The sequence below is a fragment of the Massilia rubra genome, assembly GCF_011682065.1.
GTDB lineage: Bacteria > Pseudomonadota > Gammaproteobacteria > Burkholderiales > Burkholderiaceae_D > Telluria_A > Telluria_A rubra.
In genome coordinates, this window is record NZ_VUYU01000003.1 from 164,213 (window position 1) to 190,332 (window position 26,120).

Below are 26,120 nucleotides of genomic sequence, written 5' to 3' on the forward strand. Positions count from 1 at the left end.
CGCTCTGCCAGCGGCCGACAGCGATCCAGCCCAACCGCCCCCCCTTTTTCTACTGTGGCCGACTACGCCAGATCGATCAGGTCGTTCAGTCCGACCAGCGCGATATGCTGGTCTGGCGGCGCGGCCTCATAAGCAGCCCAGGAAGCGCCGCTTTGCCCCCTGCCATTGACCATCTCCTGCAAGGTGCCGGCGATGGTGCCCTGGAAGGCCGCGATATCGGTCGCGGCCGTCACCGTGCCGAGCATGGCGCGCACCGTGGCCGCCGCGCCGGCGCCGACATAGCCGTTCACTTCAGCCGAGTTGTCGATGGCCAGGGTGAAGTCGGAAGCGATGGTGATCTTGTTGTTGACCAGCTTGCCGTCGAGCAGGCCCTGGGCCGTGGTATTTTCCAGCGCGCCGGCCATGATCGAGAGCGAGGCGTTGGCGCGCGACAGGTTGCCGCTGTCGATCGCGTTGGTCCAGAACGCCAGGCCGTCGGCGTCGGGGGCGCGGTTGAAAATATTCTGGTAGACGGCGGCGATGAAGCTGTTGGTGCTGCCCGGATACATGGCGGCCGATTCGGCGCTGCCGCCGAAGCTGTCGATCAGGCTGTGCAGGCCGGCATTGCCGGCGTAGGCCGCGCTGATGGCCGAAAACGTCAGCGGCGCCTTCAGGTCGGTCAGCTGCGACTGGAACGATGCCAGTCCGCCCGAATCGGCCGCGCGCCCGAAGTAAGCCAGGTACAGCGCCTGCACCACCTCGTCGTAGTCGAGCTGGAGAACGCCGCCGTTGAAGCGAATGGATTCCACATTGCGCAGCACGTCCACGCCGCCGTTGCCGGCTTTGTCGGTGACGACGAAACCGCTGTCGTCGCGCACCACGTAATAATTGCCGCGCGGGCCGTCGTAGCTGACCGAGTCGGCGCCGGCGAGGCCATCGATGAGATGATTGCCGCTGGCCGACAGCAACAGGTCGTTGCCGGGCGTGCCCGTGAGCGTGCTCGATGCGCCCAGCGCGAACAGCAGGTGCTTGGCGGCCGTGCTGGTGTTGCCGGCCTTGTCGAGCGCGCTGACCAGGACGTCGTAATTGCCGTCGGCCAGGGCGCTGCCGCCCAGGCTCCAGTTGCCATCGGCGCCAACCGTGCCTTCGGCGAGGGTGGCGCCGGCGTTGCTCAGGCGGATCGTGCTGCCGGCTTCGCCGCTGCCACTGAAGCGGACCACGCTGCCGGCGGCCACCAGCGCGCTGCCCGAGGGCGCCGCCGGCGCCACGGTATCGACGCCGAACACCAGGGCCGCGCTCGGGACCGAGACATTGCCGGCGGCGTCGGTGGCGCGCACCGTGAGCGCCAGGTTGGGGCCATCGGCCAGGACCGAGGTGGCGACCGCCCAGTCGCCGCCAGCGCCAGCCTTGGTGCTGGCCACCAGCGTGGCGCCGCTGTACACATCGATCTTGGCATTGGCTTCGGCGCTGCCGCTCACCATGGGTTTGTTGCCGGACACGAAACCGTTGGGATTCTTGGCCAGGCTGGCAGTCGGCGCGGCCGGCGCGGTGCTGTCGGCCGCCGGGGGCGTGACCACCGGCGGCGGGGTGACCACCGGCGGTGGCGTAACCACCGGCGGTGGGGTGACCACCGGCGGCGGCGTGACGACTGGCGGCGGGGTGACTACCGGCGGTGGCGTCACGACCGGCGGTGGCGTGACCACCGGCGGCGGCGTCACCACCGGCGGGGTGACCACCGGCGGCGCCACCACCTGGGTCGACTGTACGCTGCGGTCGTCGAACTTCAGCACTTCGACCGAGCTCAGGGTATCGACGCCGTCGGCGCCGCTCACGCGCAGCTTGCCGCCGCCCAGGTCGGTGAAGGCATACGCGGAGAACTTGCCGCGAAAGACGGCGGTATCGGTGCCGTTGCCGCCGTTGAGCGTATCGTTGCCGCCGTCGCCTTCGAGGCGGTCGTTGGCGGCGCCGCCGGCCAGGGTGTCGGCCCCGTTGGTGCCGGTGACGTAGCGCCCGCCGTCGGTCGAGTTGATGCCGAGTGCGCCGCCCAGGCCGTCGCCGCCGTACAGCCAGTTGAGGGCGGCAATGTCATACTGGCTGAAGGTGGCGTACGGACCGCCCTTGGTGGTGTACGAGAGCAGCGTGTTGCTGGTGTTGTCCTCGGCGGCCGGCAAGCGGATCGCGTCGTCGAACGGGTGCTTCAGGCCCAGCATATGACCAAGTTCGTGCAGCAGGATCTGCAAACCGCCCGAGCCGGGCGCCAGGGTGGCGTTCTCGGGCAGGGCGGCGGCGACGTCGTCCAGATACACATAGGCTTTGGCGCTGTAACCGAGCAGCTTTTCGCCCGAGTACGACATGCTCGATTTCCAACTGGCCAGGCCGGCCGTGCCGCCGCCCAGGTCCTTCGAGGCCAGGTGCACGTCGGCGGCGGCGGTATCGGCCGTTTCGGCGAACACGATGCCGGTGATCGTACCGAGGTAGGACAGGGCCGCGCGCGTACCGGCTTGCTGGCCCGCACTGAAGGCCAGCAAGCCGTTGGCGGCGCTGTTGGCGCCCTCGTTATTGGCGGCAATCGAAAAGGTGTAGCGGATGGTGTTGCCGACAGGCGTCACATAGTTCCAGTCGGGGCCGCCACTGAGCAGGGCGTCGATGTGGTTCAGGCCGGAGAGGACGGTATCGAGATCGGAGATATTGGGCATGCAGTGGCTAGTGTTGGATGTGGAAAGGTTTCCAACCGCGAACCGATCTTGAACGTCCGGCAAACAGATATGGAATATTGCCGCGTTTTACTCGACAAGCGCCGCAGTATTCCAAATTTATGTAATGACGTCAATTAAATTATGAAATGTGCATCTTCGGCTGTGCACACCGCGCCGCTGCCCGCGCATGGCAAAAAGCCGGCGTCGCCCGCAAGGGACGACGCCGGCCGCGGGCCCGGCAATCTGGCGCGGCAAGCCGGTGCGCTTACAGCGGCAGGTCGACCAGGGACGTGTGGTTGACGCCGACCAGGCCGATGGGCAGGTCCGGCAGGTCGGCTTCGTAGAAGGACGAGGAAGCCGCCCCCTGCACCCCGGCCCCACTCATCTTCAGCAAGGTGCTGGCGATGGTGGCCTGGAAGGCCGCGATATCGGTCGTGGCCGTGACCGTGGCGAGCATGCTGCGCACCGTGGCGGCCGCCGTGTTGCCGACATAGCTGCCCAGCTCGGCCGGGGTATCGATGGCCAGGGTGAAGTCGGAGGCGATGGTGATCTTGTTGTTGACCAGCTTGCCGTCGAGAATGCCTTGGGCCGTGGTGTTTTCCAGCGCCCCGGCCATGATCGAGAGCGAGGCGTTGGCGCGCGACAGGTTGCCGCTGTCGATCGCGTTGGTCCAGAACGCCGCGCCGCCGGCGTCGGGGGCGCGGTTGAAGATGTTCTGGTAGACGGCGGCGATGAAGCTGGCGGTGCTGCCCGGATACAGGGCCGCCGATTCGGCGCTGGCGCCGAAGCTGTCGATCAGATTGTGCAGGCCGGCATTGTTGGCGTAGGCCGCGCTCACGCCCGAAAACGACACGGGCGCCTGCAGGTCGACCAGTTGCGACTGGAAGGACGACAAGCCGCCCGAATCGGCCGCGCGCCCGAAGTAGGCCAGGTACAGGGCCTGCACCACGTCGTCGTATTCGAGCTTGAGGGTGCTGTCGCTGAACTTGACCGCTTCTACGTTGCGCAGCAAGTCGACGCCGTCGGTGCCGCTGCGGGCGGTGAGCACGAAACCGCTGTTGTCGCGCACCACGTCGTAGTTGCCGCGCGGGCCGGTGTAGTTGACCGTGTCGGTGCCGGCGCCGCCGTCGATGACGTTGTTGCCCGCGGTCGGCTGCAGGGTATCGTTGCCGGCGCTGCCGCCGATGGTGCTGCTGGCCCCGACCGTAAACAACAGGTGCTTGGTGGACGTGGTGTTGTTGTCGGCCTTGTCGAGCGCGCTCACGGTGACATCGTAATTGCCGTTGGCCAGGGTGCTGCCGCCCAGGCTCCAGCTGCCGCCGGCGCCAACCGTGCCTTCGGCGATGATGGCGCTGGCGTTGGTCAGGCGGATGGTGCTGCCGGCTTCGCCGTTACCGCTGAACAGCACTGCGCCATTGGCCGAGACATTCACGCTCGCCGTCGGCGCCGTCGGCGCCACGGTGTCCACACTGAACTGCAGCGCCACGCTGGGGAGCGAGACATTGCCGGCGGCGTCGGTGGCGCGCACGGTCAGCGCCAAGTCGAGCCCATCGGCCAGGGCCGAGGTGGCAACCGCGTACGTGCCGTTGGCCGCCGCCGTGGTGCTGGCGACCAGGCCGACCGCGCTGTAGATGTCGATCTTGGCGTTGGCTTCGGCGCTGCCGCTGACCAGCGGCTTGTTGCCGGACACGAAACCGTTGGCGTTCTTGACCAGGCTGGCAATCGGCGCGCCCGGCGCGGTGATGTCGCCACCGGGCGGCGTCACCACCTGCGACGACGGCACGCTCTGGTCGTCGAACTTGAGCAGTTCCACCGAGTTCAGGGTATCGGTGCCGTCGGCCCCGGTCACGCGCACGCTGCCGCCGCCGAGGTCCAGCACGGTGTACGAGGCGTAATTGCCGCGGAACACGGCGGTATCGGTGCCGCCGCCACCGTTGACAATATCGTCGCCGCCGTCGCCCTCGAACCGGTCGGCGCCCGTGCCGCCGGTGAGGGTGTCGGGCAGGCTGGTGCCGACCAGGTAGCGCCCGCCGCCGGTCGAATTGATGCCGAGCGCGCCGCCCAGGCCGTCGCCGCCGTACAGCCACTTCAGGGCCGCCACGTCGTACGGGCTGAAGTCGGCGTACGGGCCGCCCACGCTGGTGTACGAGAGCAATGTGTTCGAGGTATTGTCGTCGCCCACCGGGAGATGGGTGGTACCTTCGAAGGGATGCTTCAGGCCCATCATATGGCCCAGTTCATGCAGCAGGGTCTGGTAGCCGCCGGTGCCGGGCGCGAGGCTGGCGTTGGCGGCTCCGAACTCGACGTTATCGAGATAGACATAGGCTTGCGCATCGTACGCGGTCACGGTGCTGCCGCTGTAGTTATAGCTCGAACTCCAGCTGCACAAACCGCTCGTGGAGGCGCCGCTGATATTGACCGAGGCCAGGTGCACATCGGCCGCCAGGCCGCTCATCGTTTCCGTAAACGTGATACCGGTCAGCGCGGCCAGGGTGGCAAACGCCGCGCGCACCCCGGTTTGCTGGGACGCGGAAAACGCGCTCTGGCCGCTCTGCGTCGCTTCATTGCCGGTCGTGACAGAGAAGGTGTACAGGATGGTATTGCCGGCCGGCGTGAGGTAGTTCCAGTCCGGCCCCGAGTCGAGCAGGGCATCGATGTGGATCAGGCCGGAGGTAGGGGTTACGGTGATGTCGGATACGGTCGCCATGCTTGTGTGCTCGTCATTGGAAGTGAAGGGGTCCAAATGACGCGCGACCGGTGCGCTGACAAGCCCGGCAGGCGATTTGGAAAGTGGCGGGCGCATGCGCCGGCGGTGAATTCAGTATTTCAAACTCGGAAGTTACCGTCAAACAAAATTTGAATCGTGCGTGCAATTTATCGCAAATAAACACCACCGCAGATGATCACATCCTCGCTCGGCTGGCAATACATTGCCTTTGGTTCAATCTTACCGCTCACAGGATTAGTGAACTTATATTCTTGCCAAAAAGAAGGATTCTTTTTAGCCATCTCGACCCGTTCTTTCACGAACGCCTTGCCGTCGATGTCCTTTAACTCCATCAGATTCTTGTTCAGCATTTTCGGATTGGCGCCATGCGCGCGCACCACGCCATCGAAGCCGTAAGCGACCATGTACAGGTCGCGGTCGGTGAAGGGACCGTCCTTGCGGTTGATCTCGCTGTAGGTCTTGTCCTTGCCGTTGGCCTTCATGAAGACGAGGGTTTTCTTGACCATGGCTTCGGCTTCCGGCTTGGTGGCGAACTCCTCGGCCATGGCGGGCGCGGCCACGGCCCAGGACAGCATCGCGGCGGCGAGGGTAACAACTGCGCCGCGCGCTACGGTGGTGAATGTCGACATGGAAACTCCCTTCGGGGACGCGCGCCAGGGCGGCGCGTTGGTCAATCCTAGCACTTCTGTGAGGTGCTGCCGAGTGTTAAGTTTTCGGTGTTGCAAGCAGCGCCTTCAGGCTGGCCAGGCGGTCCTTGGGCGAGATCGTTTCGGCTTCGGTGGGCGCAGCGGCGCCGACGTCGAGCGCCATTTCCTTGATGAAACGAGAGACGTCGCAATGGACTTGTTCGCCGGCGCGCTTGCGTTTCTTGCACCAGGTAATGTGCAAGGTGCGCTGGGCGCGCGTGATGCCCACGTACATCAGGCGCCGTTCTTCCTGGATGCGCGCGCCGATGGTTTCCACCGACGCGTCCGGATCGCCCTTGTGCGGCAGGATGCCCTCCTCCACGCCGACCAGGAAGACGTGCGGAAATTCCAGTCCCTTGGACGCGTGCAGGGTCGACATGCGCACCGCGTCCGGCTCTTCGTCCTTGCCTTCCAACATGCTCATCAAGGCCACCATCTGGGTCAGTTCCAGCAGGTTTTTTTCCTCGCCGGATTTATCCTTGCCGCCACAGCCGCGCTCCTTGAGCCAGTTGGTAAATTCGAGCACGTTTTGCCACTTGCTTTGCGCCGCGCGGTCGTCGAAGGTATCGTACAGATAACTCTCGTAGGCGATCTCTTTCATCATGTCGTCGAGCACGGCGGCTGCGTTCTCGCCGCTGCCGGACGGACCGGGCCGGCTGGCGCGCGCTTCGAGCTGGTTGATGAAGTTGCAAAAGGATCGCAAAGGCAACAACTGCCGGTCCGGCAACTTCGCTTCGATGCCGCCCTTGAAGGTTGCTTCAAACAGGGAACAGTTCCACTGCTTGGAAAACGCGCCCAGCACTTCCAGGGTGGCCATGCCGACCCCGCGCTTGGGCGTGGTGACGGCGCGGATGAAGGCCGGGTCGTCGCCATCGTTGGCGATCAGGCGCAGGTAGCTGATGATGTCCTTGATTTCGGCCTTGTCGAAAAAACTCTGGCCGCCCGAAATCGTGTAGGGAATGCGCTCCTTGCGCAGGCATTGCTCGATCACGCGCGCCTGGTGGTTGCCGCGATACAAAATGGCGTAATCGGACCACTTGTTCTTGCGCTGGAAGCGGTCGCTTGAGATCATGATCGCCACCTGCTCGGCTTCCTGGTCGTCGCTCTGCATGCCCAGCACCGAGATCGGCTCGCCCAGGCCGTGCTCGGACCACAGGGCTTTTTCGAACAGCTTGGGATTGTTCGAAATGACCGCGTTAGCCGCCTGCAAGATGCGCGTGGTGGAACGGTAATTCTGTTCGAGCTTGATGACGCGCAAGTCCGGGAAATCGTCGCCCAGGGTTTTCAGGTTTTCCACCGACGCGCCGCGCCAGGCGTAGATGGCCTGGTCGTCGTCGCCCACGGCGGTAAACATCGGTTTCTTGCCGATGCCGGTGACCAGCAGCTTGACCAGCTCGTACTGGCAAGTGTTGGTGTCCTGATACTCGTCCATGAGCAGGTAGCGCAGGCGGCGCTGCCATTTGTCGCGGATCGGATCGTTATTGCGGAACAATTCCACCGGCAGGCGGATCAGGTCGTCGAAGTCGACCGCCTGGTAGGCCGCCAGGGTCGCCACGTAGCTGCGGAACACGCGCGCGGCCTGGGCTTCGTCCTCATCCTTGGCGTTGTTGACGGCATCTTCGGGATCGATCAGGGCATTTTTCCACAGCGAAATTGAATTCTGTATGCTGCGGATCAATTGCTTGTCGGTGGTAATGGCCAGATCCTGGACCAGGCCGAAGCAGTCGTCGCTGTCCATGATCGAAAAGCGGTCCTTCAGGCCCACCCCGGCCGCTTCCTGGCGCAGGATTTTCACGCCCAGGGAATGGAAGGTGGACACGGTGAGCTGCTTGGCCTGGCGTGGTTGCTTGAGCAGCTTGGCGATGCGCTCCTGCATTTCCAGCGCGGCCTTGTTGGTGAAGGTCAGGGCGGCGATGGTGCGCGGATCGTAGCCCCGGTCCTCGATCAGGTGCGCGATTTTCTGGGTGATGACGCGCGTCTTGCCCGAGCCGGCGCCGGCCAGCACCAGGCAGGGGCCGTCGAGGTACATGACCGCCTCGCTCTGCGGAACGTTCAGGCCGAAACTGGGAGTGGTGGACATCGGGCGGGGCAATCAGGTGGGGGACGACCGGGCATTGTAACGCACGCGCCCGGTGCTTCCGGTGACGCCATCGTGCTCGCGCCGGAGCGGGCCTGGCGTCAGCCCGTCTCAAGCAATTCGACACACGCGAGCGGATTGGCGGCATCGGCCAGCGCCAGGGCCACGTTGGCTTTGGCGACCAGATCGAGCGGCTTCAGATGCTGGACATAGTGTCCGTGCGTGACACGATCCATCCCGGCACCGGCCAGTTTTGCCACAGTGCGCAGACCCGGAGTCAGCGCCACGCTATCGAGCTTACCCGCATGCAAAATCAGGTTTCTCTGCCGATACAAACGGTGAAACGCATCGGAACTCACTTCGCGAATGACGTCCAGTTCCACCTTGGGATTTTGAAACAGTTTGCGCATCCGCGTCACAGCAGCCTGGTCGCTCAAGCCCGGCAGCAACGGCATGTTGCCGGCAATAATCATCGCTCCGACAAGGCGCGAACGTTCGCGATTGCTCTGCGCACTGTCGAGTGCCGGCGAAAGACCCGGGCAGTGCCGCCGGACCAGGTGCGCCAATCTGGTCAGTTCGGCGCGCGGGAAGGAACAGGTAACGAGCGCGGCCAGGTTGTCCGCCGCGCTCGATCGATCCGTTGGCGGCGCCAGCAATCCTTCAATCGCGCCCCAGCCGCCGGCCACGGCCGCCACCGGTGAGCTACCGTCCAGATGGGCAAGCAGTTCCAGTGCAGCATCGACGCTTTTGTCAGTATCGGCAGAGAAGATCCGATCTTCCCGATACAGCTCCTTGACTTCGACACCACGACGATCATGGTCCAGATCGAACGGCGCAGCGGCGCCTGCCACCCATAGCTTGGGTAGCCGTTTCAATTGCTGGCCGGTCGCCAGCAATGCGCGGGCCGCGTAACGGTCCGATTCGCTACGCGCAAGCTGTGCCGCCCCTTCCAGGTCGCGCGCGCGCACTTTGAGAACGAGCGCCACCGGGGCACGGATTGCGGCGGTGTCGAAGCCGTGCGCCCTCAGCCAGTTGGTGACCTGCGGTCCTTGCAGCCAGCATGGCGGCACCCCGCTTACCAGCCGGGGGGGCGTCCCGAACGCGAGCAGCACGTCCCTATCGCGTGGCGGGCAGGCGATCATCTCCCGATGCAGATCGCTGCAAAGCTGCGCAAGCGAAAAGGGCGTGCTCTCCCGAATGCGTGCGTTGATGAAGTTGCGTAAGTGCTGTCCAGAGAATCCGGCATCAAGCAGGTGGCCTGCAACGCTGCGCGCAAAGAATTCCACAGTAAGATTGCCTGAAGCGACGACCCGCCCCCACCTCAGCAAGTAGTCGGCCGAGACCAAGGCGGACATCTGCCGGATGGTGTAATGGGCAACGCTTTCAGGGCGAGGAACCTGCTGAAGCTGCTGATGAAGCAACTTCTTCTCCGCACCCGTGAATCCCGGGTGCAAGCCAACGCGCTTGTTCAGCGAAGAGATAAGCCGCTTGACGGCAGCTTCGCTGAGATGCCCTTGGGCCATCACGGCACAGGCCTCATATAGCTCGTCGAGTGCCAACACGACGCCGATACCCCAGAGGGAGCGGTTCCACGGACTGCTGTCGGACAGGAACTCGAGCAGCCGTACCAGCGCGAGGTTTTCAAGTGGATTGACAGAGCTTGTCATCGGATGGAAAATAGGGATTCGGCGAGTCAGCTACCGACAACTTTCTTGCCCACCGTCTATGTGGGGTGCGACCCAAACCAGGGTGATAGTTTAACTGATCATTGTCATTGGCTCGTTCCCCCAGCTATAAAAAAGCCCTGCATCGCAGGGCTTTTTTGCGCGCTGCCGTCGGCTAGAAGCCCGACAGCACAATCTTCCCGATCGTGCTTCCCGCCTCCAGCGCCGCATGGGCGCGCGCCAGATTGGCGGCGTCGATCTTGCCGCCGCTTTCGCCCACGGTGGTTTGCAGGACACCGGCGTCGACCAGCGCCGCCACCTCGTTCAGCAAGTGGTGCTGCTCGATCATGTCGGCCGTGCCGAACATCGAGCGCGTAAACATCATCTCGAACACCACGGTGACGCTCTTGGCGAACACCAGGTCCATCGGCAGCGGCCGTTCATTGCGCACGATCGCGCAAATCTTGCCCTGCGGCGCGATCGCGGTCGCCATGGCCGCGAAATGCAGGTCGATATCGTTCAGGCACAAAATATAGTCGACTTGCGCCAGCCCCAGCGCGGCCAGTTGCGCCGGCATGTCGCCGTGGTGATCGATCACATGGTCCGCCCCCAGCGCCGTGCACCACTGGCTTGAGGCCGGGCGCGAGGCCGTCGCCACCACGGTCAGCCTGGCCAGTTTCTTGGCCAGCTGGATCGCGATCGAGCCCACCCCGCCGGCGCCGCCGATAATCAAGACCGACTTGCCCTCGTCGGCCCCGCTGCGCGAGACGCCCAGGCGCTCGAACAGCGCTTCCCAGGCGGTGATGCTGGTCAGCGGCAGGGCGGCGGCCTGCTCGGCGTTCAGGCTGGCCGGCTTGCGCCCGACGATGCGCTCGTCGACCGCATGGAACTCGCTGTTGGCGCCCGGACGCACCACGCTGCCCGCGTAATAGACCGCATCGCCCACCTTGAACAGGCTGGCCTGCGGACCGACGGCGCTGACGGTGCCGGCCACGTCCCAGCCGAGCAGCTGCGGTTCGCCATCGTGGGCGGCCCCCTGGCGCTGCTTGTAGTCGACCGGATTGACCGAAATCGCCTCGACCTTGACCACCAGGTCGCGCCCTTGCGGCTGCGGCTCGGGCAGGTTGACGTCGTGCAGGGCTCCGTTAATGACGGCGATGGCTTTCATGTTGTTTCCTTGTCTGGTTGCGAGAAGAGCCAGTGTAGACCGCCCCGATTCGATTGATAATTGGCATAATGATTGAATATCTCTTCACCAAAACAGAACAATGCACCTCGACCTGACCGATGTGGCGCTGTTCGTGCGGGTCTGCGCCACCCGCAACCTGTCGGCCGCCGGGCGCGAGTTCGGGCTGTCGCCGGCGGCCTCGAGCGCGCGCATGGCCCAGCTCGAACGCCAGCTCGGCGCGCGCCTGCTGCACCGGACCACGCGCCAGATCGCCCTGTCGCAGGATGGCGAAGTCTTTCTCGAGCGCGCCGTGGCCCTGCTCGACGCCGCCGAACAGGCGCGCGCCTCGGTCGGCGCCGGGCGAGAACCGCAGGGCTTGCTGCGGGTGGCGGCCTCGGTCTCGTTCGGGCGCCTGCACCTGATGCCGTGGCTGCCGCAATTCCTGGAACGCTATCCCGGCTTGCAACTCGACCTGCGCCTGTCGGACCGGGTGATCGACCTGGCCGCCAACGGCATCGACGTGACCATCCGCAACGGGCCGCTGCACGATTCGGCCCTGATCGCGCGCGTGCTGGCGCCCAGCCGCCTGCTGCTGGTGGCCTCGCCCGATTACCTGGCGCGGCACGGCACCCCGCAACGCCCGCAGGAGCTAAGCGAGCACCAGTGCCTGGTGCTGGAAGGCCTTAATCCATGGAATTTCAGGGATACTGACGGCAGCCTGATCAGCGTGCGGGTGGGCGGGCGGATGCGCAGCGATAACGGCGAAGCGATGCGCGACGCCGCCCTGGCCGGGCTGGGCATCGCGCTGCAATCGACCTGGGCGGTGTACCAGCAGCTCAAGAGCGGCGCCCTGCTGCCCCTGCTGGCGGCGTATCCGATGGCCTTGAATTCGGTGGTCTCGGCCCAATACCTGAACCGCAATTTCTTGCCGCCCAAGACGCAAGCGTTCATCGATTATTTTGCCGCCCGCTTCGGGCCGACCCCGTATTGGGACGAGGGCTTGCCCGGGATCGGCAATTAGGTGGCGACCTTGTTGTCCGCGCACAGGGCGTTGAGCAGGCGCAGCTGTTCATGCTGCATGTCGAGCAGTTGCTGCTTGAAGCCATCCATCTTTTCGTGCAGGGCTATGATTTCGAGCTCGGCCTTGAGGTTGATCTCGTAATCGTTCTGGGCGTTGAGGCGGTCGATTTCGCCCTGGCGGTTCTGCGACATCAGGATCACCGGCGCCTGGATCGAGGCCAGCATCGACAGGAACAGGTTCAGCAGGATGTAGGGATAGGGATCGAAAGGTTTGGCGCCGCCGCGCGTAAGCAGGAAGGAATTGAGCGCCACCCAGCACACCAGCACCAGCGCGAACAGCATGATGAAGGTCCAGGAGCCGCCGAAGCGGGCCACGGCGTCGGCCGCGCGCTGGCCGAAGGTGGGGTCGTCTTCCGGATCGGGCTGGCTGGGGGTGAGCGCGCGCCGTTCGGCGATGTGCTTGGCCACGGTGTCGTCGCTGCGTTTTTGCAGCTCTTCGATGTGCGCCAGATAGTCTTTGCGGGTGGTCCTCATGCTGTGTTCTTCGCTGGTGGTGCAGACCGGTTGTCTGCTCGATAACAGTGTATCCGCAAGTCACTTTTCAGCGCGCACAGATCGCTTGCGTTACCATCGCACTATCCGGGCTGCCATGCCCTTTACCGACGAGTCAGAGCACCATGAAATTTGAACACTTAATTGAAATTAACGATCCCTTGAACCCGCTGATCGACACCTTGACGCGCGAGCAACTGTGGCGTGGACTGGTGCTGTGCGCCGAAATGCCCAAGCTGTTCGTGCCGCATCTGGACGAGTGCACGATCGACGAGCGCGAGAGCGGCAGTTTCCGGCGCAGCCGGCGTTTCGGCGAGCTGGTGGTGCTCGACCGCGTGCTGCTCACGCCGCTGCAGGAAGTGCGCTACGAGGTGCCGGAACAGGGCGAGATCGCCGCCTCAAGCCTGACCGTGACCATCGAAACGCCGGCCGAGCACACCCTGTTCGTGCGCTTCAAGTACGACGACGGGCATGATGCCGAAACCGACAAGGTGAATGCCATGTATGACGAGTACAAGAAGTCGGCGTATCAGGAAGCCGATATCGACACCATCCGGATCGTGCGCGAGATGGCGGGGGCGGGACGGCTCGATGCCAGTTATTTGAACTAGGGGGCGACGGCCCCCAGGCTCACACGCCCGGCGTCGTGTCCGGCGCGCCACTGGCCTTCGGCGCGCCTTTTTCCAGCTCCAGCGCCAGGTCGCGCAGCGCGGTGCGCACGCCCTCCTCGATCACCGGATGGTAGAACGGCATGTCGAGCATCTGCGCCACCGTCATGCGCGCCTGGCAGGCCCAGGCCAGCAGGTGCCCCAGGTTCTCCGCGCGCGGCCCGATCATCTCGGCGCCCAAAAAGCGGCCGGTGCCGTACTCCCCATACACGCGCAGCATGCCGTGGTTCTGCAGCATCACCCGGCTGCGCCCCTGGTTCTCGAAGGACACCTTGCCGAGCGCAAACTTGGGCTTGCCTTCGGCACACAACTCCTTGTAGCTCTCGCCCAGGGTCGCGATCTGCGGCTCGGTAAACGCAATCGTGAGCGGCGTGCGGCGCAGGCCCGGGCGCACGTCGGGATAGCGGCCGGCGTTGTCGCCCGCAATCTTGCCGTGGTCGGCCGCCTCCGGCAGCACCGGACGCTCGTTGTTGGCGTCGCCGGCGATGAAAATGTGGCTGGTGCCGCACTGCATGGTGGTGGCGTCGAACAAGGGAATGCCGCGCTCGTCCAGCGCCAGGCCGGTGTGCTCGATGCCGATCCGGTCCACATTCGGCGTGCGCCCGGCCGCCACCAGCACATACGAAAAGCGGTCGGTATGCTCGGCGCCGGCGGCGTTACGCGTTGTCAAGACGACTTCCTCTCCCTGCTGCTCGGCGCCGATGATCCGTTGCTGGAAGCGCAGGTCGAGTTCGCGCCCGAGGGCCTTGGCGGCCACGTGCAGCACTTCCGGGTCGCTCAGCTGGGCCACGCTGCCGCCGCGCGCGAACACGCTCACGCGCACCCCCAGGCGATGCAGGGCCTGGCCCAGTTCCAGGCCGATCACGCCGGTGCCGATCACCGCCACCGATGCCGGCAGGTCGGTCCAGTCGAACACATCGTCGCTGACGATGACGCGCGTGCCCACCTCCTTGAGCTGGGGCAGCATGACCGGGGTGGAACCGCTGGCGATGACCACCCGCGACGCCTCGACCGTGGTGTGCTCGCCGACCTGCAGCGACTGCGGGCCGGTGAAGCGGGCGTGGCCGCGCAGCTTGTCCTGGTCCGGGATGTTGTCAACGCTCTCGAGCACGAAGCCGACGAAACGGTCGCGTTCGCTGCGCACGCGCGCCATCACGGCCTTGCCATCGATGCGCACGCCATCGGGATGGACCCCGAATTGCGGCGCCAGCGCCAGCATGTGGGCCGCCTCGCTGGCGGCGATCAGCAATTTGCTGGGCATGCAGCCGACGCGGGCGCAGGTGGTGCCGTAGGGGCCGCTCTCGATGAGGAGCGCGGTTTTCCCCTGGGCGCGGGCGGCGCGGTAAGCGGCGAGACCCGCGGTTCCGGTGCCGATGACGGCAACGTCGACGTGTAACTTGTTCATGGCGGACTCTTTTTCAACTGGACGTACAAAGGATGCGGGCGGGTGCCGTTTTCAGGCGTCAACGATACGCCAATTTTCGGTTTTCCGTGGGCTGGGGCTGTTGCGCGTTGGCAGCATGAGGCGAAGCGTATTAGTATCGCTAATCAATTTCACCATGGATAAGCTTAGCTGATGAGTAATCTCGACTATCGCGGCCTGGCCGTACTCGACGCGGTGGCGGCGAGCGGCAGTTTCGACAAGGCGGCGCTGCTGCTGGGAATAAGCCAGTCGGCTGTATCACAGCGCATCAAGGCGCTCGAAGACAGCTGCGGCCGCCTGCTGGTGGTACGCGGCGCACCCTCGGCGCCGACCGGGCTGGGGCAGCGGCTGGTGCTGCATTTCCGCCATGTGAAGCTGATGGAAGCGGCGCTCGACATCGACCTCGGGCGCGACACCAGCCTGCCGACCCTGGCCCTGGCGCTCGACGCCGACAGCCTGGCGACCTGGTTCGCGCAAGCGCTGCCGGCGCTGCTGTCACCGCCGCGCTGCCAGTTCAACATCGAACTGGCCGACGGCGAGCGTGCGCTGCGGCTGGTACGCGAAGGCGCGGCGTTCGCCTGCGTGGCCGAGGCCGATGGCGGCGGCGCCGGCGAAGCGGCGGTCGGCACCACCGCCACGGCGCTGGGATTGCTGCGCTACACCTGCGTAGCCACGCCCGCGTTTGCGGGGCACTGGTTCGGCGACGGCTTCATTGCCGAGGCGGTGGCGCTGGCGCCGGCGGTGGTCAGCGAGCGCAAGCAACTGGCGCGCTTCCTGGCGCGCGAGTTCGACGGCGAGGTCGCCTTCCCGCACCACACCATGCCGGTCTCGGCGGCGCTGGAGAACTGCATCCTGCACGGCGTGGCGTACGGCCTGATGCCGGAACTGAGCGCGCTGAGCAGGATTGCCGCCGGACAACTGGTCGACCTCGCACCGGGCCGCACCTGGAGCACGGCCCTATCGTGGCACGCCTGGAACATCGACACCCCCTTCACCCGCGCCTTGACCGAGCACATCGTCACCAGCGCCCGCCGCTACCTCCCGCAACCGGGGTCTGACCTCTGATTAGCAATTACTTGCCCAAAAGCCCTAAACACCCCCACCGGGGTCAGAGCTTTAACTTGCAATAGTTGCTGAACGGATCAACGTTACAGAGAAAACGGACGAATGCCGGTTCAGTTGCGGCAAACGGCGTAGAGAGCCACCGAAGCCGTCGTGATAAGCCAACAAAACGGTTGCGGCCAAGCTGTTTGTTGCTAGTTAAAGCTCTGACCCCGGTGTGGGGTTTGTTGCCGGCTGGATTTTTATTGCTAATCAGAGGTCAGACCCCGGTGGTGGGGGAACTGTTGCTTCAGATGTCGAGGGGGTCGACTTCGAGCGACCATTTGACCCGGCTTTTCATGGCGCGCAACAGGGCCAGCCATTCTTTGAGGAAGGCTTGCAGCGCCGGCCGCGAGGGACTTTCCACCAGCAGCTGCGCGCGGTCGACGTTGTGCACCCGCGTCATCGTCATCGGAATCGGGTCATTCAAGGTGATGCCGTCGAATACCAGCGCGTCGCGCGCACTCTCCAGGAAGCCAATCGCCGTTTCCAGCTCCGGCGCCTCGGCCCGCAACAGCGCCTGGTACAGGTACGGCGGCAGCGCGGCGGCGCGCCGCTCTTCCAGCAAATCGGTGGCGAAGCGGTCGTAGTCGTGGTTCACCACCGCCGTGTACAGCGGGTGGCTGGCGTAACGCGTCTGGATCAGCACTTCGCTCACGCTGCCGCCTTCCGTGCGCGCCGCCCTGCCCGCGCGCCCCGCCACTTGCATCAACTGCGCGAACAGGCGCTCGCTGGCGCGGTAATCCTGCGAGAACAGCGCGGTGTCGGGATTCAAAATCCCCACCAGGGTCAGTTTCTTGAAGTCGTGCCCCTTGGCGACCATCTGGGTGCCGATCAGGATATCGACTTCGCCCCGGTGCACCGTGTCGAACGCGGCTTGCGCACTGCCCTTCAGGCGCGTGGAGTCGGCGTCGATGCGCAGGATGCGCGCCTCGGGAAAAACCTGCTGCAAGCCTTCTTCCACGCGCTGGGTGCCGCGCCCGAGCGGCTGCAGGTCGACATTGCCGCAGTCCGGACAATGCCGGGGTATGCGCAGCTCCAGGCTGCAGTGGTGACAGCGCAGCCGGTGCTCGGGCTTGTGCAGCACCATGAACGAGGTGCAGCGGGTGCAGTTGCTGATCCAGCCGCACGATTCGCAGCAGATCACGGGCGCATACCCGCGCCGGTTCAAAAACAGCAGCGATTGTTCGCCGCGCTCGAGGCGCTGGCGCAGCGCCGCCATCAGGTGCGAGGTGATCCCGTCGACCGGCTTGTCGCGCTCCATGTCGAGCAGCTTCACGCGCGGCAGCACCGCGTCCTTGACGGCGCGCTCGCGCAGTTCGAGCTTGCGATAGCGCCTGGAGCCGGCATGGTGCCAGCTCTCGAGCGATGGCGTGGCCGATCCGAGCACGATCGGAATGCCGAGCTGGCGCGCGCGCCACACCGCCAAGTCGCGCGCGGAGTAGCGCAGCCCTTCCTGCTGTTTGTACGAGGGGTCGTGCTCTTCGTCGATGACGATCAGCTTCAGGTTCGGCAGCGAGGCCAGGATCGCCAGCCGGGTGCCGAGGATGATGCGGGCCTGCCCCTGGTGCGCGGCCAGCCAGTGCAGCATGCGTTCGCCCTCCGACAGGCTGCTGTGCAAGGTGGCCAGCATCACGCCCGGAAAGCGCGCGCGGATGTTCCCTTCCAGCTGCGGGGTGAGGTTGATCTCGGGGACCAGGATCAGGATCTGGCCGCCCTCTTCGCGCGCCAGCACCTGGGCGCAGGCCTGCAGGTACACCTCGGTCTTGCCGCTGCCGGTCACGCCATACAGCAGGATCGGCGTAAAGCCCCGGGCGCCGCCGATGGCGTCGGCCGCTTGCTGCTGCGCCTCGTTCAGGAGCGGCATGTCGAGCGGCGTGTGGTCGTGCGCGGGCGCGCTCTTGGCCAGCTTTTTCAGCGCGCGATCGAGCGCCACGGTGGTGAGCACGCGCAGGTTCTTGGGCAGCCCCGGCAAGGCCACTTCGCCGAGCGGACGCTGATAGTAGTCGGCCGCAAACGCGGCCAGCGCGATCCATTGCGGCGACAGGGGCGAGAGCTGGCTGCGCACGGCCAGCGCGTCTTTGAGCTTGTCGGCCGGGACCTCGGTGTCGTGCTTGATGGCGACGATGAGCCCGACTACCTCGCGGCGCCCGAAGCTGACCAGCGCCAGCTGGCCCACGCGCGGCTCGTCGCCGGGCGCGCACGGCCAGCGGTAATCGAAGCAGCTGGTGAGCGGCGTGTCGAGCGCGATGTTGAGGATGCAGTACGCCATCTGGGTCGGTTCGGTCAGGTTGAAGGAGGCGCGCAAAGCCCATCGCCATGAATGTCCAGGACATCGTTTCAAGCACGCTCAGCTTGTGGACAACTTTGTGGACAAACAATTTGTGCGAGGCCAAAAGCTTTGTGCTTGCACAATAGATGAGCCTAACAACTGAAAATCAAAGAAATTTAATCCTTAAGAATCAATCACTTGCGAAAAGAGCCTTGGGAAGGCGGGAAAACCAGGTTTTACCGCCGTTCTGTGCATAAGTAAGGCGCGGAGCACTGAAAATGTAGTCGGATTGGCCGCTTGCGGCTGTGTATAAACAGCTCCCGCAGCCGGCTGGCCGGGCCGCTGCGGGACCCGCCGCGCACCTTCGGCGAGTTGCCGCCGACACAGTCCGGCACCATCATGCAGCACAGCAAATCCTCAGGTAAAACCTTAACAATTGCGCTAAGTCGCGGTAAACGCGGGACTTTTCATTTTTATCCACACTGCCTGTTGATAACTTTGTGGACAATGCTTGAAAACCCGCGTTTTCCCTCTGTACCTTGTCCACATTTTCGCCAGCCATCTCGACAGGAAAATTTTATAACTCGTTTTAAATCAATGACTTAAAAGTTTGAGAAACTTTTCCTGGCCGCCTGATTTTTAATCAGTGATGTTCAGAAAAATTGTGAATAAGTGGGATATTGTCATTCAGAAAACGTCTTCCGCAGCGCAGCGACACCACCCTGGCAAGGGGGCGTCGCTGTAGCCAGACTACAGGCCGGCGCGTTGCTGGCGGCTGAAGCTGTGTACTGCCTCGACCATGGCGCTGACCGACTCGGGCGGGGTGAATTGCGAGATGCCATGCCCCAGGTTGAACACGTGACCTGAGCCGTCGGACGGCTTGCCGTAGCTGGTCAGGGTACGCTCGACTTCGGCGCGGATCTGTTCCGGGCTGGCGAACAGGATGGCCGGGTCCAGGTTGCCCTGCAGTGCAACCTTGTGGCCGACCAGCGCGCGCGCGCGGCCCAGGTTGACGGTCCAGTCCAGGCCGACCGCATCGGCGCCGATGTCGGCGATCTGGTCGAGCCACAGGCCGCCGCCCTTGGTGAAGACCACCGCCGGGATGCGCACGCCGTCTTTTTCGCGCTTGAGCTGGCTCATCACCTGGCGCATGTACTCCAGCGAGAAGGTCTGGTAGGCGCCGTCGGCCAGCGCGCCGCCCCACGAGTCGAATATCATCACGGCCTGGGCGCCGGCGTCGATCTGGGCGTTCAGGTAGGCCGCCACCGCCGCCGCGTTGGTCGACAGGATGTGGTGCATCAGGTCGGGGCGGTTGTACAGCATCTTTTTGATGGTGTGGAATTCCTTGGAGCCGCCGCCTTCGACCATATAGCAGGCCAGGGTCCACGGGCTACCCGAAAAACCGATCAGCGGCACGCGGCCGTTCAGGGCGCCGCGGATCTGGGTGACCGCCTTGAAGACGTAGTCGAGCGAGTCCAGGTCGGGCGCGCGCAGGGCCATGACATCGGTCTCGGTGCGCAGCGGACGCTCGAACTTGGGACCTTCGCCATCGACGAAGTACAGGCCCAGGCCCATCGCGTCGGGCACGGTGAGGATGTCGGAAAACAGGATCGAGGCGTCCAGCGGGTAGCGGTCGATCGGCTGCAGGGTCACTTCGGTGGCGTAATCGGGATTCTTGGCCAGGCCCAGGAAGGAACCGGCCCGCTCGCGCGTGGCGCGGTATTCCGGCAGGTAGCGCCCCGCCTGACGCATCAGCCACACAGGCGTGTAATCGGTCGGTTGGCGCAGCAGCGCGCGCAGGAATGTGTCGTTCTGGAGCGGGGCGAATTGGGGCATGGGGAACCGTCGAAAGCTTGGAGAAAGGCGCTATTATCGCATTCTCCCGCATTCTCACCCCCTGCGCCGCGCGAGCGCATTTGCACGGGCGCGGGGTATTAACTATCATGCCATACCGCCGCCAACCCAGAGAATCCCCCATGACAGCCTCCACCAGCCAACAGAACGCCGCTTTCGGCCTCTGGCCTTCCCCGATCAGCGCCGCCGTCGTGGCGGCCGGCGCCACCCCGCTGTCGCAGCCGCAGGCCGATGGCGGCGACGCTTACTGGCTGGCCGGACGCGCCAGCGAGGGCGGGCGCACCACCCTGCTGCGCCAGCGCGGCGCCGACCTGGTCGAGCTGACCCCGGCCCCGTTCAATGTGCGCAGCCGCGTGCACGAATACGGCGGCGGCGCCTACCTGGTGGCGGCGGGCACGGTGTACTTCTCGCATTTTGCCGATAACTGTATTTACGAAATCGCTCCCGGCGCGGCGCCGCGGGCGCTCACGCGTGCCGGCAGCGCGCGCTACGCCGACTTTGCCCACGATGCGGCGCGCAATCGGCTGGTGGTGGTGCGCGAAGACCATGCGGGCGCCAGCGGTGCATCGGATAACCAACCGGTCAATACGCTGTGCGCGATCGACGCCGACGGCAGCGAAACCGTGCTGGCCCAGGGCAGCGATTTTTACGCCGCGCCGCGCCTGTCGCCGGACGGCCAGTCGCTGGCATGGCTGAGCTGGGACCATCCGCGCATGCCGTGGCAGGGCACCGAACTGTGGCTGGCGCAGGTCAATCCGGACGGCTCGCTTGGCAGGCCGACGCTGGTCGCCGGCGGGCCTGAAGAAGCGATCTGCCAGCCCGAATGGTCGCCGGCCGGCGTGCTGCACTTTGTGTCGGACCGCAGCGGCTGGTGGAACCTGTACCGCCTGGCCGAGGGCGAGGTGCAGCCGCTGTGCGAGCGCGCCGCCGAATTCGGCTCGCCCCACTGGACCTTCGCGGTGTCGATGTACGGCTTTGCGGGCGACGGCGAGATTATCTGCACCTACATCGAAAATGGCGTCTCCCGCCTGGCGCAACTCTCGCCCGACACCGGCAAACTGGCGCCGATCACCAATCCCTACGAAGAAATCCGCGAGCTGCGCGTGGGCGGCGGCGTGGCGCTGATCCTGGGCGGCTCGCCGCACATCCCGCTGGAGCTGGCGCGTTTCGAGCTGGCCAGCGCCACGCCCCACGTGCTGGCGCGCTCGATCAGCGCGCTGCCGGCCGACGGCTACCTGTCGGTCCCCGAGAGCGTCACCTACGCCAGCGGCGCCAACGGCCAGCGCAGCGCGCACGCGTTCTATTACCCGCCCTGCAACGCCGACGTGAAGCCGGACCCCAGCGCCAGGCCGCCGCTGATGGTGATCAGCCACGGCGGCCCGACCGGCATGGCCACCAACACCCTCAAGCTGGCCACCCAGTACTGGACCAGCCACGGGTTCGCGGTGCTCGATGTGAACTACGGCGGCAGCAGCGGCTTCGGACGCGCCTACCGCGATGCGCTCAAGGGCCAGTGGGGCGTGGTCGACGTCGACGATTGCGTCGCCGGCGCGCGCTACGTGGCCACGCGCGGCCTGGCCGACCCGGAACGGCTGGTGATCCGCGGCGGCAGCGCCGGCGGCCTGACCACCCTGTGCGCCCTCACCTTCCATGATGTGTTCAAGGCCGGCGCCAGCTACTACGGCGTGTCGGACCTGAAGGGCCTGGACGACGACTCGCACAAGTTCGAGTCGCATTACAACGAGTACCTGATCGCACCAAAAGCGCAGTCGGAAAGCCTGTACCTGCTGCGCTCACCGATCAACCACGCCGACAAGCTGACGCGCCCGATGATCTTCTTCCAGGGCCTGGACGACAAGGTCGTGCCGCCGCAACAGTCGGAAGTGATGGTCACGGCGCTGCGCGCGTCCGGCGTGCCGGTGGCCTACATGACCCTGGAGGGCGAAGGCCATGGCTTTCGCAAGGCCGACAGCATCGTGCGCACGCTCGAAGCGGAGCTGTATTTCTACCTGCGCATCTTCGGTTTGACCACACAAGGCCAGCCGGCGGTGGTGGCGATCGAGAATCTGCCCGACGCTGCATGAACGAACGGGAAACAGCGACCATGCGCGAGCAATTCACGCACATGGACACGGTCGAGCAACATAGCGTCGCCATGCTGGCGATGGCGGGCGAGCCGATGGGCCGCATCCGCCTCCAGGAGCACCTCGCCGCCGCCGGTGTCGCGCTCGACAACGAGCGCATGGTGGCGGCGATGGATGCGCTGCGCGGCGCCGGCATGGCGAGCGAGTTGCAGCATCGCGGCTGGATCATCACGCCCGAGATCACCTGGCTGGCGCTGAGCACCGCGCTCGACGCCGGCACCTTCGGCGCGCTGGCCCTCGCCTACGACAAGCTGACCCCGCTGCGCCGCAACTGGGAAGGCTTTGCGATCTTGCGCAGCTACCGCCAGGGCGTGGCGCTGCTGCGCATCGCGCTGGCCAGCGGCCAGGGGCCGGCCCAGGTGGCGCCGCTGCTGGCGGCCTGCATGAACTGCCACGAGGCGGGCTACCTGCATCCGCTGGTCGATATCTGCGCGCGCCCGTTCGAGCCGGCGCTGTTTGCGCGCATCCACCCGCTGGTGCGCGACGAGGTGCTGACGGTGCTGCTGGAGAATGCCCAACGCGAACCGGCCAGCGCGGCGCAGTTGCGCGGCTTCGCCGAACGCCACCTGGCCCAGGGCGCGCCGTCGATGGCGCTGCGCATCGTCATGGCCGAACACCTGATTTTATGCGGCCGCCTGGACGACGCCTCGAACCTGCTGGCCGAGCTGGACGACTCGATGGCGCTGTTCTACCGCAGCGTGATCTTGCTGCTGCGCGATCACCACATGGAGGCGCTCACCGGGTTCGAGCAGGCGCTCAAGGCGCTGCGGCGCGAGACCGGCAAGCGCAAGATGGCCTTTCCCGGCATCGGCGGCCACCTGTACGTGCTGGCGCTGCTGCGCAGTCCCGATCCGAAGCATGCCAAGGCGGCCGAGGCCTATCTCGACATCGTCACGCGCACCGCGCAAAGCCACGACACGGCGGTCTACCAGCAACTGAACCTGCTGCGCCAGATCCGCGGCGGCACGGTCGACGCCGCGGTACTGCCCACGCGCAGTTGGGAAAGCGCGCTGCAACCGTTCATGTTCCGCGCGCTGCTGCACTACTGGCTGGCGTTGCCGCAGCTCGACGACAAGCGCGCGCAGCTCGAACAGATGATGACGCAGGCGTGCGAAGGTGGTTTTGACCTGGTGGCGGCGCAGCTGGGGGCCCTGCTGGGCCGCATCGGCGCCGTCTCGCGCGACCAGCAAGCGACCGCCCTGCGCCAGCGCCTGCGCTTTGCCGACATGAGCGTCTGGTTCGAGCGCGAGGAGCCGTGGGAACGCCAGCTCAATGCGCTGATCAACCTGCAGCCGGCGGTGAATGTCGAAGTCGTGAAAGAAGCGCGCCTGGTGTGGGGCCTGCGCTTCGATCCGCTGTACGGCGTGCAGGACATCGAAGCGCGCGAACAGAAGCGCGACGCCCAGGGCGGCTGGAGCCGCGGCCGCGCCATGGGCCTCAAGCGCCTGTCGGAGGACGCGGCCAGCTTCGACTTCTTGACCTCGCAAGACCTGCACGTGGTGGCGACCCTGAACGCCTATAAATACTACAGCGGCGGCGGGGTGCGTTACGAATTCGACATGGACAAGGCGGTGGCCGCGCTGATCGGCCACCCACTGCTGTTCTGGATCGATGCGCCGGGCACGCGCGTGGAACTGCTGCCGGGCGAACCGGAACTGATGATCAAGGCGCGCGCCGGGAATGTGACCATCACCCTGCAACCGCCCATCGTGGACAACACCGACGACGTGTGCGTAACGCGTGAAACGCCGACCCGCCTGCGGGTGGTGCGCATCAGCGACGAGCACCGCCGCATCGGCGCCATCGTCGGCAATGGCCTGGTGGTGCCGCTGCACGCGGAAAAGCAGGTGCTCAAGGCGATTGGCGCGATCTCGTCGATTGTCACGGTGCAGTCGGACATCGGCGGCAGCGCGGCCGACATCGCCCGGGTGGAGGCCGACAGCCGCCTGCACGTGCACCTGCTGCCCTATCAGCAGGGCCTGAAAATGCAGGTGCTGGTTCGCCCCTTGCCGGACGCCGGCGCCTATTACCCGCCCGGTTCGGGCGCCGAGAGCGTGATCGCCGATATCAAGGGCGCGCGGGTCGAAGCGCGCCGCAACCTGAACGCCGAACGCGAAGCCGAACGCCAGTTGGTCGGGGCGCTGCACGTGCTGGAGCAATCCGAAGCCGACCACGGCGAATGGCTGCTGGCCAATCCGATCGCGTGCCTGGAACTGCTGGCCGAATTGCAGGAGCTCGACCCGGTGAACGTGCTGCTGGCCTGGCCCGAGGGCGAGCCGTTCCGGCTGGCCAAGAAGGCCGATTCGGCGTCGGTGCGCCTGTCGATCAAGCGCGACAAGGACTGGTTCGCGGCCAGCGGCGAGGTGCAGATCGACGAGAACCGCATCATGGACCTGCGCACCCTGCTCGATATGCTCAGGGAGAACGGCAGCCGCTTCGTGGCGCTGGGCGACAACCAGTTCATGGCCCTCACGTCCGAACTGCACCGGCGCCTGATGGAGCTGTCGGCTTTTGGCACGCCCAGCGCGGACGGGGTCAAGGTGCATGCGCTGGCCAGCTTCGCCCTGGAAGACCTGGCGCAGGACGCCGGCAGCGTCACCACCGACAAAGCCTGGATCGCCCACCTGGCGCACATGGAGCGCAACGCGGCCTTCGTGCCGCAGATGCCGAGCACCCTGCAAGCCGAATTGCGCGACTACCAGGTCGAGGGCTTCGAATGGCTGGCGCGCCTGGCCCACTGGGGCGTGGGCGCCTGCCTGGCGGACGACATGGGGCTCGGTAAAACCTTGCAGGCGCTGGCGCTGCTGCTCTCGCGCGCGCCGCAAGGCCCGGCGCTGGTGATCGCGCCGACCTCGGTGTGCATGAACTGGATCAGCGAGGCGGCGCGCTTTGCGCCGACCCTGAACGTGAAGCTGTTCGGCAGCGGCGACCGCGCCGCCATGCTCGATGAGGCGGGGCCGTTCGACCTGGTGGTCGCCAGCTACGGCCTGCTGCAACTGGAAGCGCCGGCGTTTGCCAAGGTGCGCTGGAACAGCATCGTGCTCGATGAAGCGCAGGCGATCAAGAACACCGCGACCAAGCGCTCGCAGGCCGTGATGGCGCTGCAGGGCGAGTTCCGCATGGTGGCCACCGGCACGCCGCTGGAAAATCACCTGGGCGAGTTGTGGAACCTGTTCCGCTTCATTAATCCGGGCTTGCTCGGCACCAGCGACCAGTTCAACCTGCGCTTTGCCGGGCCGATCGAACGGGCACAGGACAAGCGCGCCGAAGCCGGGGCGCGCTTGCGCCTGCGCCGTTTGATCCAGCCGTTCATTTTGCGCCGCACCAAGGCGCAAGTGCTGTCGGAACTGCCGCCGCGCACCGAGATCGTGCTGCCGGTCGATTTGACCGAAGAAGAAACGGCGCTGTACGAATCGCTGCGGCGCGATGCGATCGCCAAGCTGGCCGCGCTGGAAGCGCCCGAGAGCCAGAAGTCGATCCAGATCCTGGCCGAGATGATGAAGTTGCGGCGCGCCTGCTGCAATCCGGCGCTGGTGGCGCCCGAGCTGGGCCTGCAAAGCAGTAAGCTCACCGTGTTCGCGCGCCTGCTCGACGACCTGCTCGACAACCGCCACAAGGTGCTGGTGTTCAGCCAGTTCGTCGATCACCTGACCCTGATCCGCAAGCATTTGGATGAGCGCGGGATCAAGTATCAGTACCTCGATGGCTCGACCCCGATGCAGGAGCGTAAAAAGCGGGTCGACGCGTTCCAGGCCGGCGAGGGCGATGTGTTCCTCATTTCGCTCAAGGCGGGCGGGGTCGGGATCAACCTGACGGCGGCGGACTATGTGATCCATATGGACCCGTGGTGGAATCCGGCGGTGGAAGACCAGGCGTCGGACCGCGCGCACCGCATGGGGCAGCAGCGGCCGGTGACCATTTACCGGCTGGTGGCACGGCACACGATCGAGGAAGGCATCGTCGACCTGCACAAGCACAAGCGCGACCTGGCCGACAGCCTGCTCGAAGGCAGCGACGTCTCGGCGCGCATGTCGCCGGGGGATATGCTGCGCATGCTGCAGGAGGGCTTGCGGTAGGCCGCCATGTCG

At 65.4% G+C, this 26,120-nt stretch carries 15 protein-coding genes; 5 read left to right on the plus strand and 10 right to left on the minus strand.

The window, feature by feature from the left end; translation table 11 throughout:
* Nucleotides 1-62 precede the first annotated feature (62 nt).
* The 6 genes from F0185_RS05805 to F0185_RS05830 form a co-directional block, all read right to left on the minus strand.
* On the minus strand, nucleotides 63-2,675 hold the full coding sequence (locus tag F0185_RS05805; RefSeq protein ID WP_167222445.1) for an Ig-like domain-containing protein: 2,613 nt from the start codon (nucleotides 2,673-2,675) through the stop codon (nucleotides 63-65).
* A gap of 265 nt (nucleotides 2,676-2,940) precedes the next feature.
* Nucleotides 2,941-5,382: an Ig-like domain-containing protein gene (locus tag F0185_RS05810; protein WP_167222447.1), complete on the minus strand. Its 2,442-nt coding sequence runs from the start codon at nucleotides 5,380-5,382 to the stop codon at nucleotides 2,941-2,943.
* A 167-nt stretch (nucleotides 5,383-5,549) separates the two neighbouring features.
* Nucleotides 5,550-6,032, minus strand: a complete 483-nt coding sequence (locus F0185_RS05815; RefSeq protein WP_167222449.1) for a cache domain-containing protein — start codon at nucleotides 6,030-6,032, stop codon at nucleotides 5,550-5,552.
* Between the two features lie 76 nt (nucleotides 6,033-6,108).
* Nucleotides 6,109-8,169, minus strand: coding sequence for a UvrD-helicase domain-containing protein (locus F0185_RS05820; RefSeq protein ID WP_167222451.1), 2,061 nt, complete (start codon nucleotides 8,167-8,169; stop codon nucleotides 6,109-6,111).
* Nucleotides 8,170-8,267: 98 nt separating this feature from the next.
* Complete coding sequence (locus tag F0185_RS05825) at nucleotides 8,268-9,833, minus strand: integrase (RefSeq protein WP_167222453.1); 1,566 nt, start codon at nucleotides 9,831-9,833, stop codon at nucleotides 8,268-8,270.
* A gap of 172 nt (nucleotides 9,834-10,005) precedes the next feature.
* On the minus strand, nucleotides 10,006-10,998 hold the full coding sequence (locus tag F0185_RS05830; protein WP_167222455.1) for a zinc-binding alcohol dehydrogenase family protein: 993 nt from the start codon (nucleotides 10,996-10,998) through the stop codon (nucleotides 10,006-10,008).
* Nucleotides 10,999-11,098: 100 nt separating this feature from the next.
* On the opposite strand from F0185_RS05830, the gene F0185_RS05835 reads away from it, so the two are divergent.
* Nucleotides 11,099-12,019 (plus strand): LysR family transcriptional regulator, encoded by a 921-nt coding sequence (locus tag F0185_RS05835; protein ID WP_167222457.1) that lies wholly within the window; start codon nucleotides 11,099-11,101, stop codon nucleotides 12,017-12,019.
* Here F0185_RS05835 and F0185_RS05840 read toward each other — a convergent pair.
* Nucleotides 12,016-12,552 carry a DUF1003 domain-containing protein gene (locus tag F0185_RS05840; protein WP_167222459.1) on the minus strand — a complete coding sequence of 179 codons (537 nt, stop codon included), beginning with the start codon at nucleotides 12,550-12,552 and terminating at the stop codon, nucleotides 12,016-12,018. The two genes, F0185_RS05835 and F0185_RS05840, sit on opposite strands and share 4 nt — an antisense overlap.
* Before the next feature lie 143 nt (nucleotides 12,553-12,695).
* Here F0185_RS05840 and F0185_RS05845 point away from each other — a divergent pair, with 143 nt between their 5' ends.
* The gene (locus F0185_RS05845) at nucleotides 12,696-13,181 is read left to right on the plus strand and encodes an SRPBCC family protein (protein ID WP_166885596.1); all 486 of its coding nucleotides are present in this window, start codon (nucleotides 12,696-12,698) and stop codon (nucleotides 13,179-13,181) included.
* A 19-nt stretch (nucleotides 13,182-13,200) separates the two neighbouring features.
* Here F0185_RS05845 and F0185_RS05850 read toward each other — a convergent pair whose 3' ends face one another.
* The gene (locus F0185_RS05850) at nucleotides 13,201-14,643 is read right to left on the minus strand and encodes a dihydrolipoyl dehydrogenase (RefSeq protein WP_167222461.1); all 1,443 of its coding nucleotides are present in this window, start codon (nucleotides 14,641-14,643) and stop codon (nucleotides 13,201-13,203) included.
* Between the two features lie 171 nt (nucleotides 14,644-14,814).
* Here F0185_RS05850 and F0185_RS05855 point away from each other — a divergent pair, with 171 nt between their 5' ends.
* Nucleotides 14,815-15,726 carry an ArgP/LysG family DNA-binding transcriptional regulator gene (locus tag F0185_RS05855; RefSeq protein ID WP_167222463.1) on the plus strand — a complete coding sequence of 304 codons (912 nt, stop codon included), beginning with the start codon at nucleotides 14,815-14,817 and terminating at the stop codon, nucleotides 15,724-15,726.
* A gap of 286 nt (nucleotides 15,727-16,012) precedes the next feature.
* Here F0185_RS05855 and F0185_RS05860 read toward each other — a convergent pair whose 3' ends face one another.
* Entirely contained in the window at nucleotides 16,013-18,034 is a 2,022-nt protein-coding gene (locus tag F0185_RS05860) for a primosomal protein N' (RefSeq protein ID WP_167222859.1), read from the minus strand.
* Between the two features lie 750 nt (nucleotides 18,035-18,784).
* Entirely contained in the window at nucleotides 18,785-19,870 is a 1,086-nt protein-coding gene (gene hemE, locus F0185_RS05865; protein WP_167222465.1) for a uroporphyrinogen decarboxylase, read from the minus strand.
* A 140-nt stretch (nucleotides 19,871-20,010) separates the two neighbouring features.
* On the opposite strand from hemE, the gene F0185_RS05870 reads away from it, so the two are divergent.
* Both F0185_RS05870 and F0185_RS05875 read left to right on the plus strand, forming a co-directional pair.
* Nucleotides 20,011-21,972, plus strand: a complete 1,962-nt coding sequence (locus F0185_RS05870) for a prolyl oligopeptidase family serine peptidase (protein WP_167222467.1) — start codon at nucleotides 20,011-20,013, stop codon at nucleotides 21,970-21,972.
* 20 nt (nucleotides 21,973-21,992) lie between these two features.
* On the plus strand, nucleotides 21,993-26,108 hold the full coding sequence (locus tag F0185_RS05875) for a DEAD/DEAH box helicase (RefSeq protein WP_229476771.1): 4,116 nt from the start codon (nucleotides 21,993-21,995) through the stop codon (nucleotides 26,106-26,108).
* Nucleotides 26,109-26,120 lie beyond the last annotated feature (12 nt).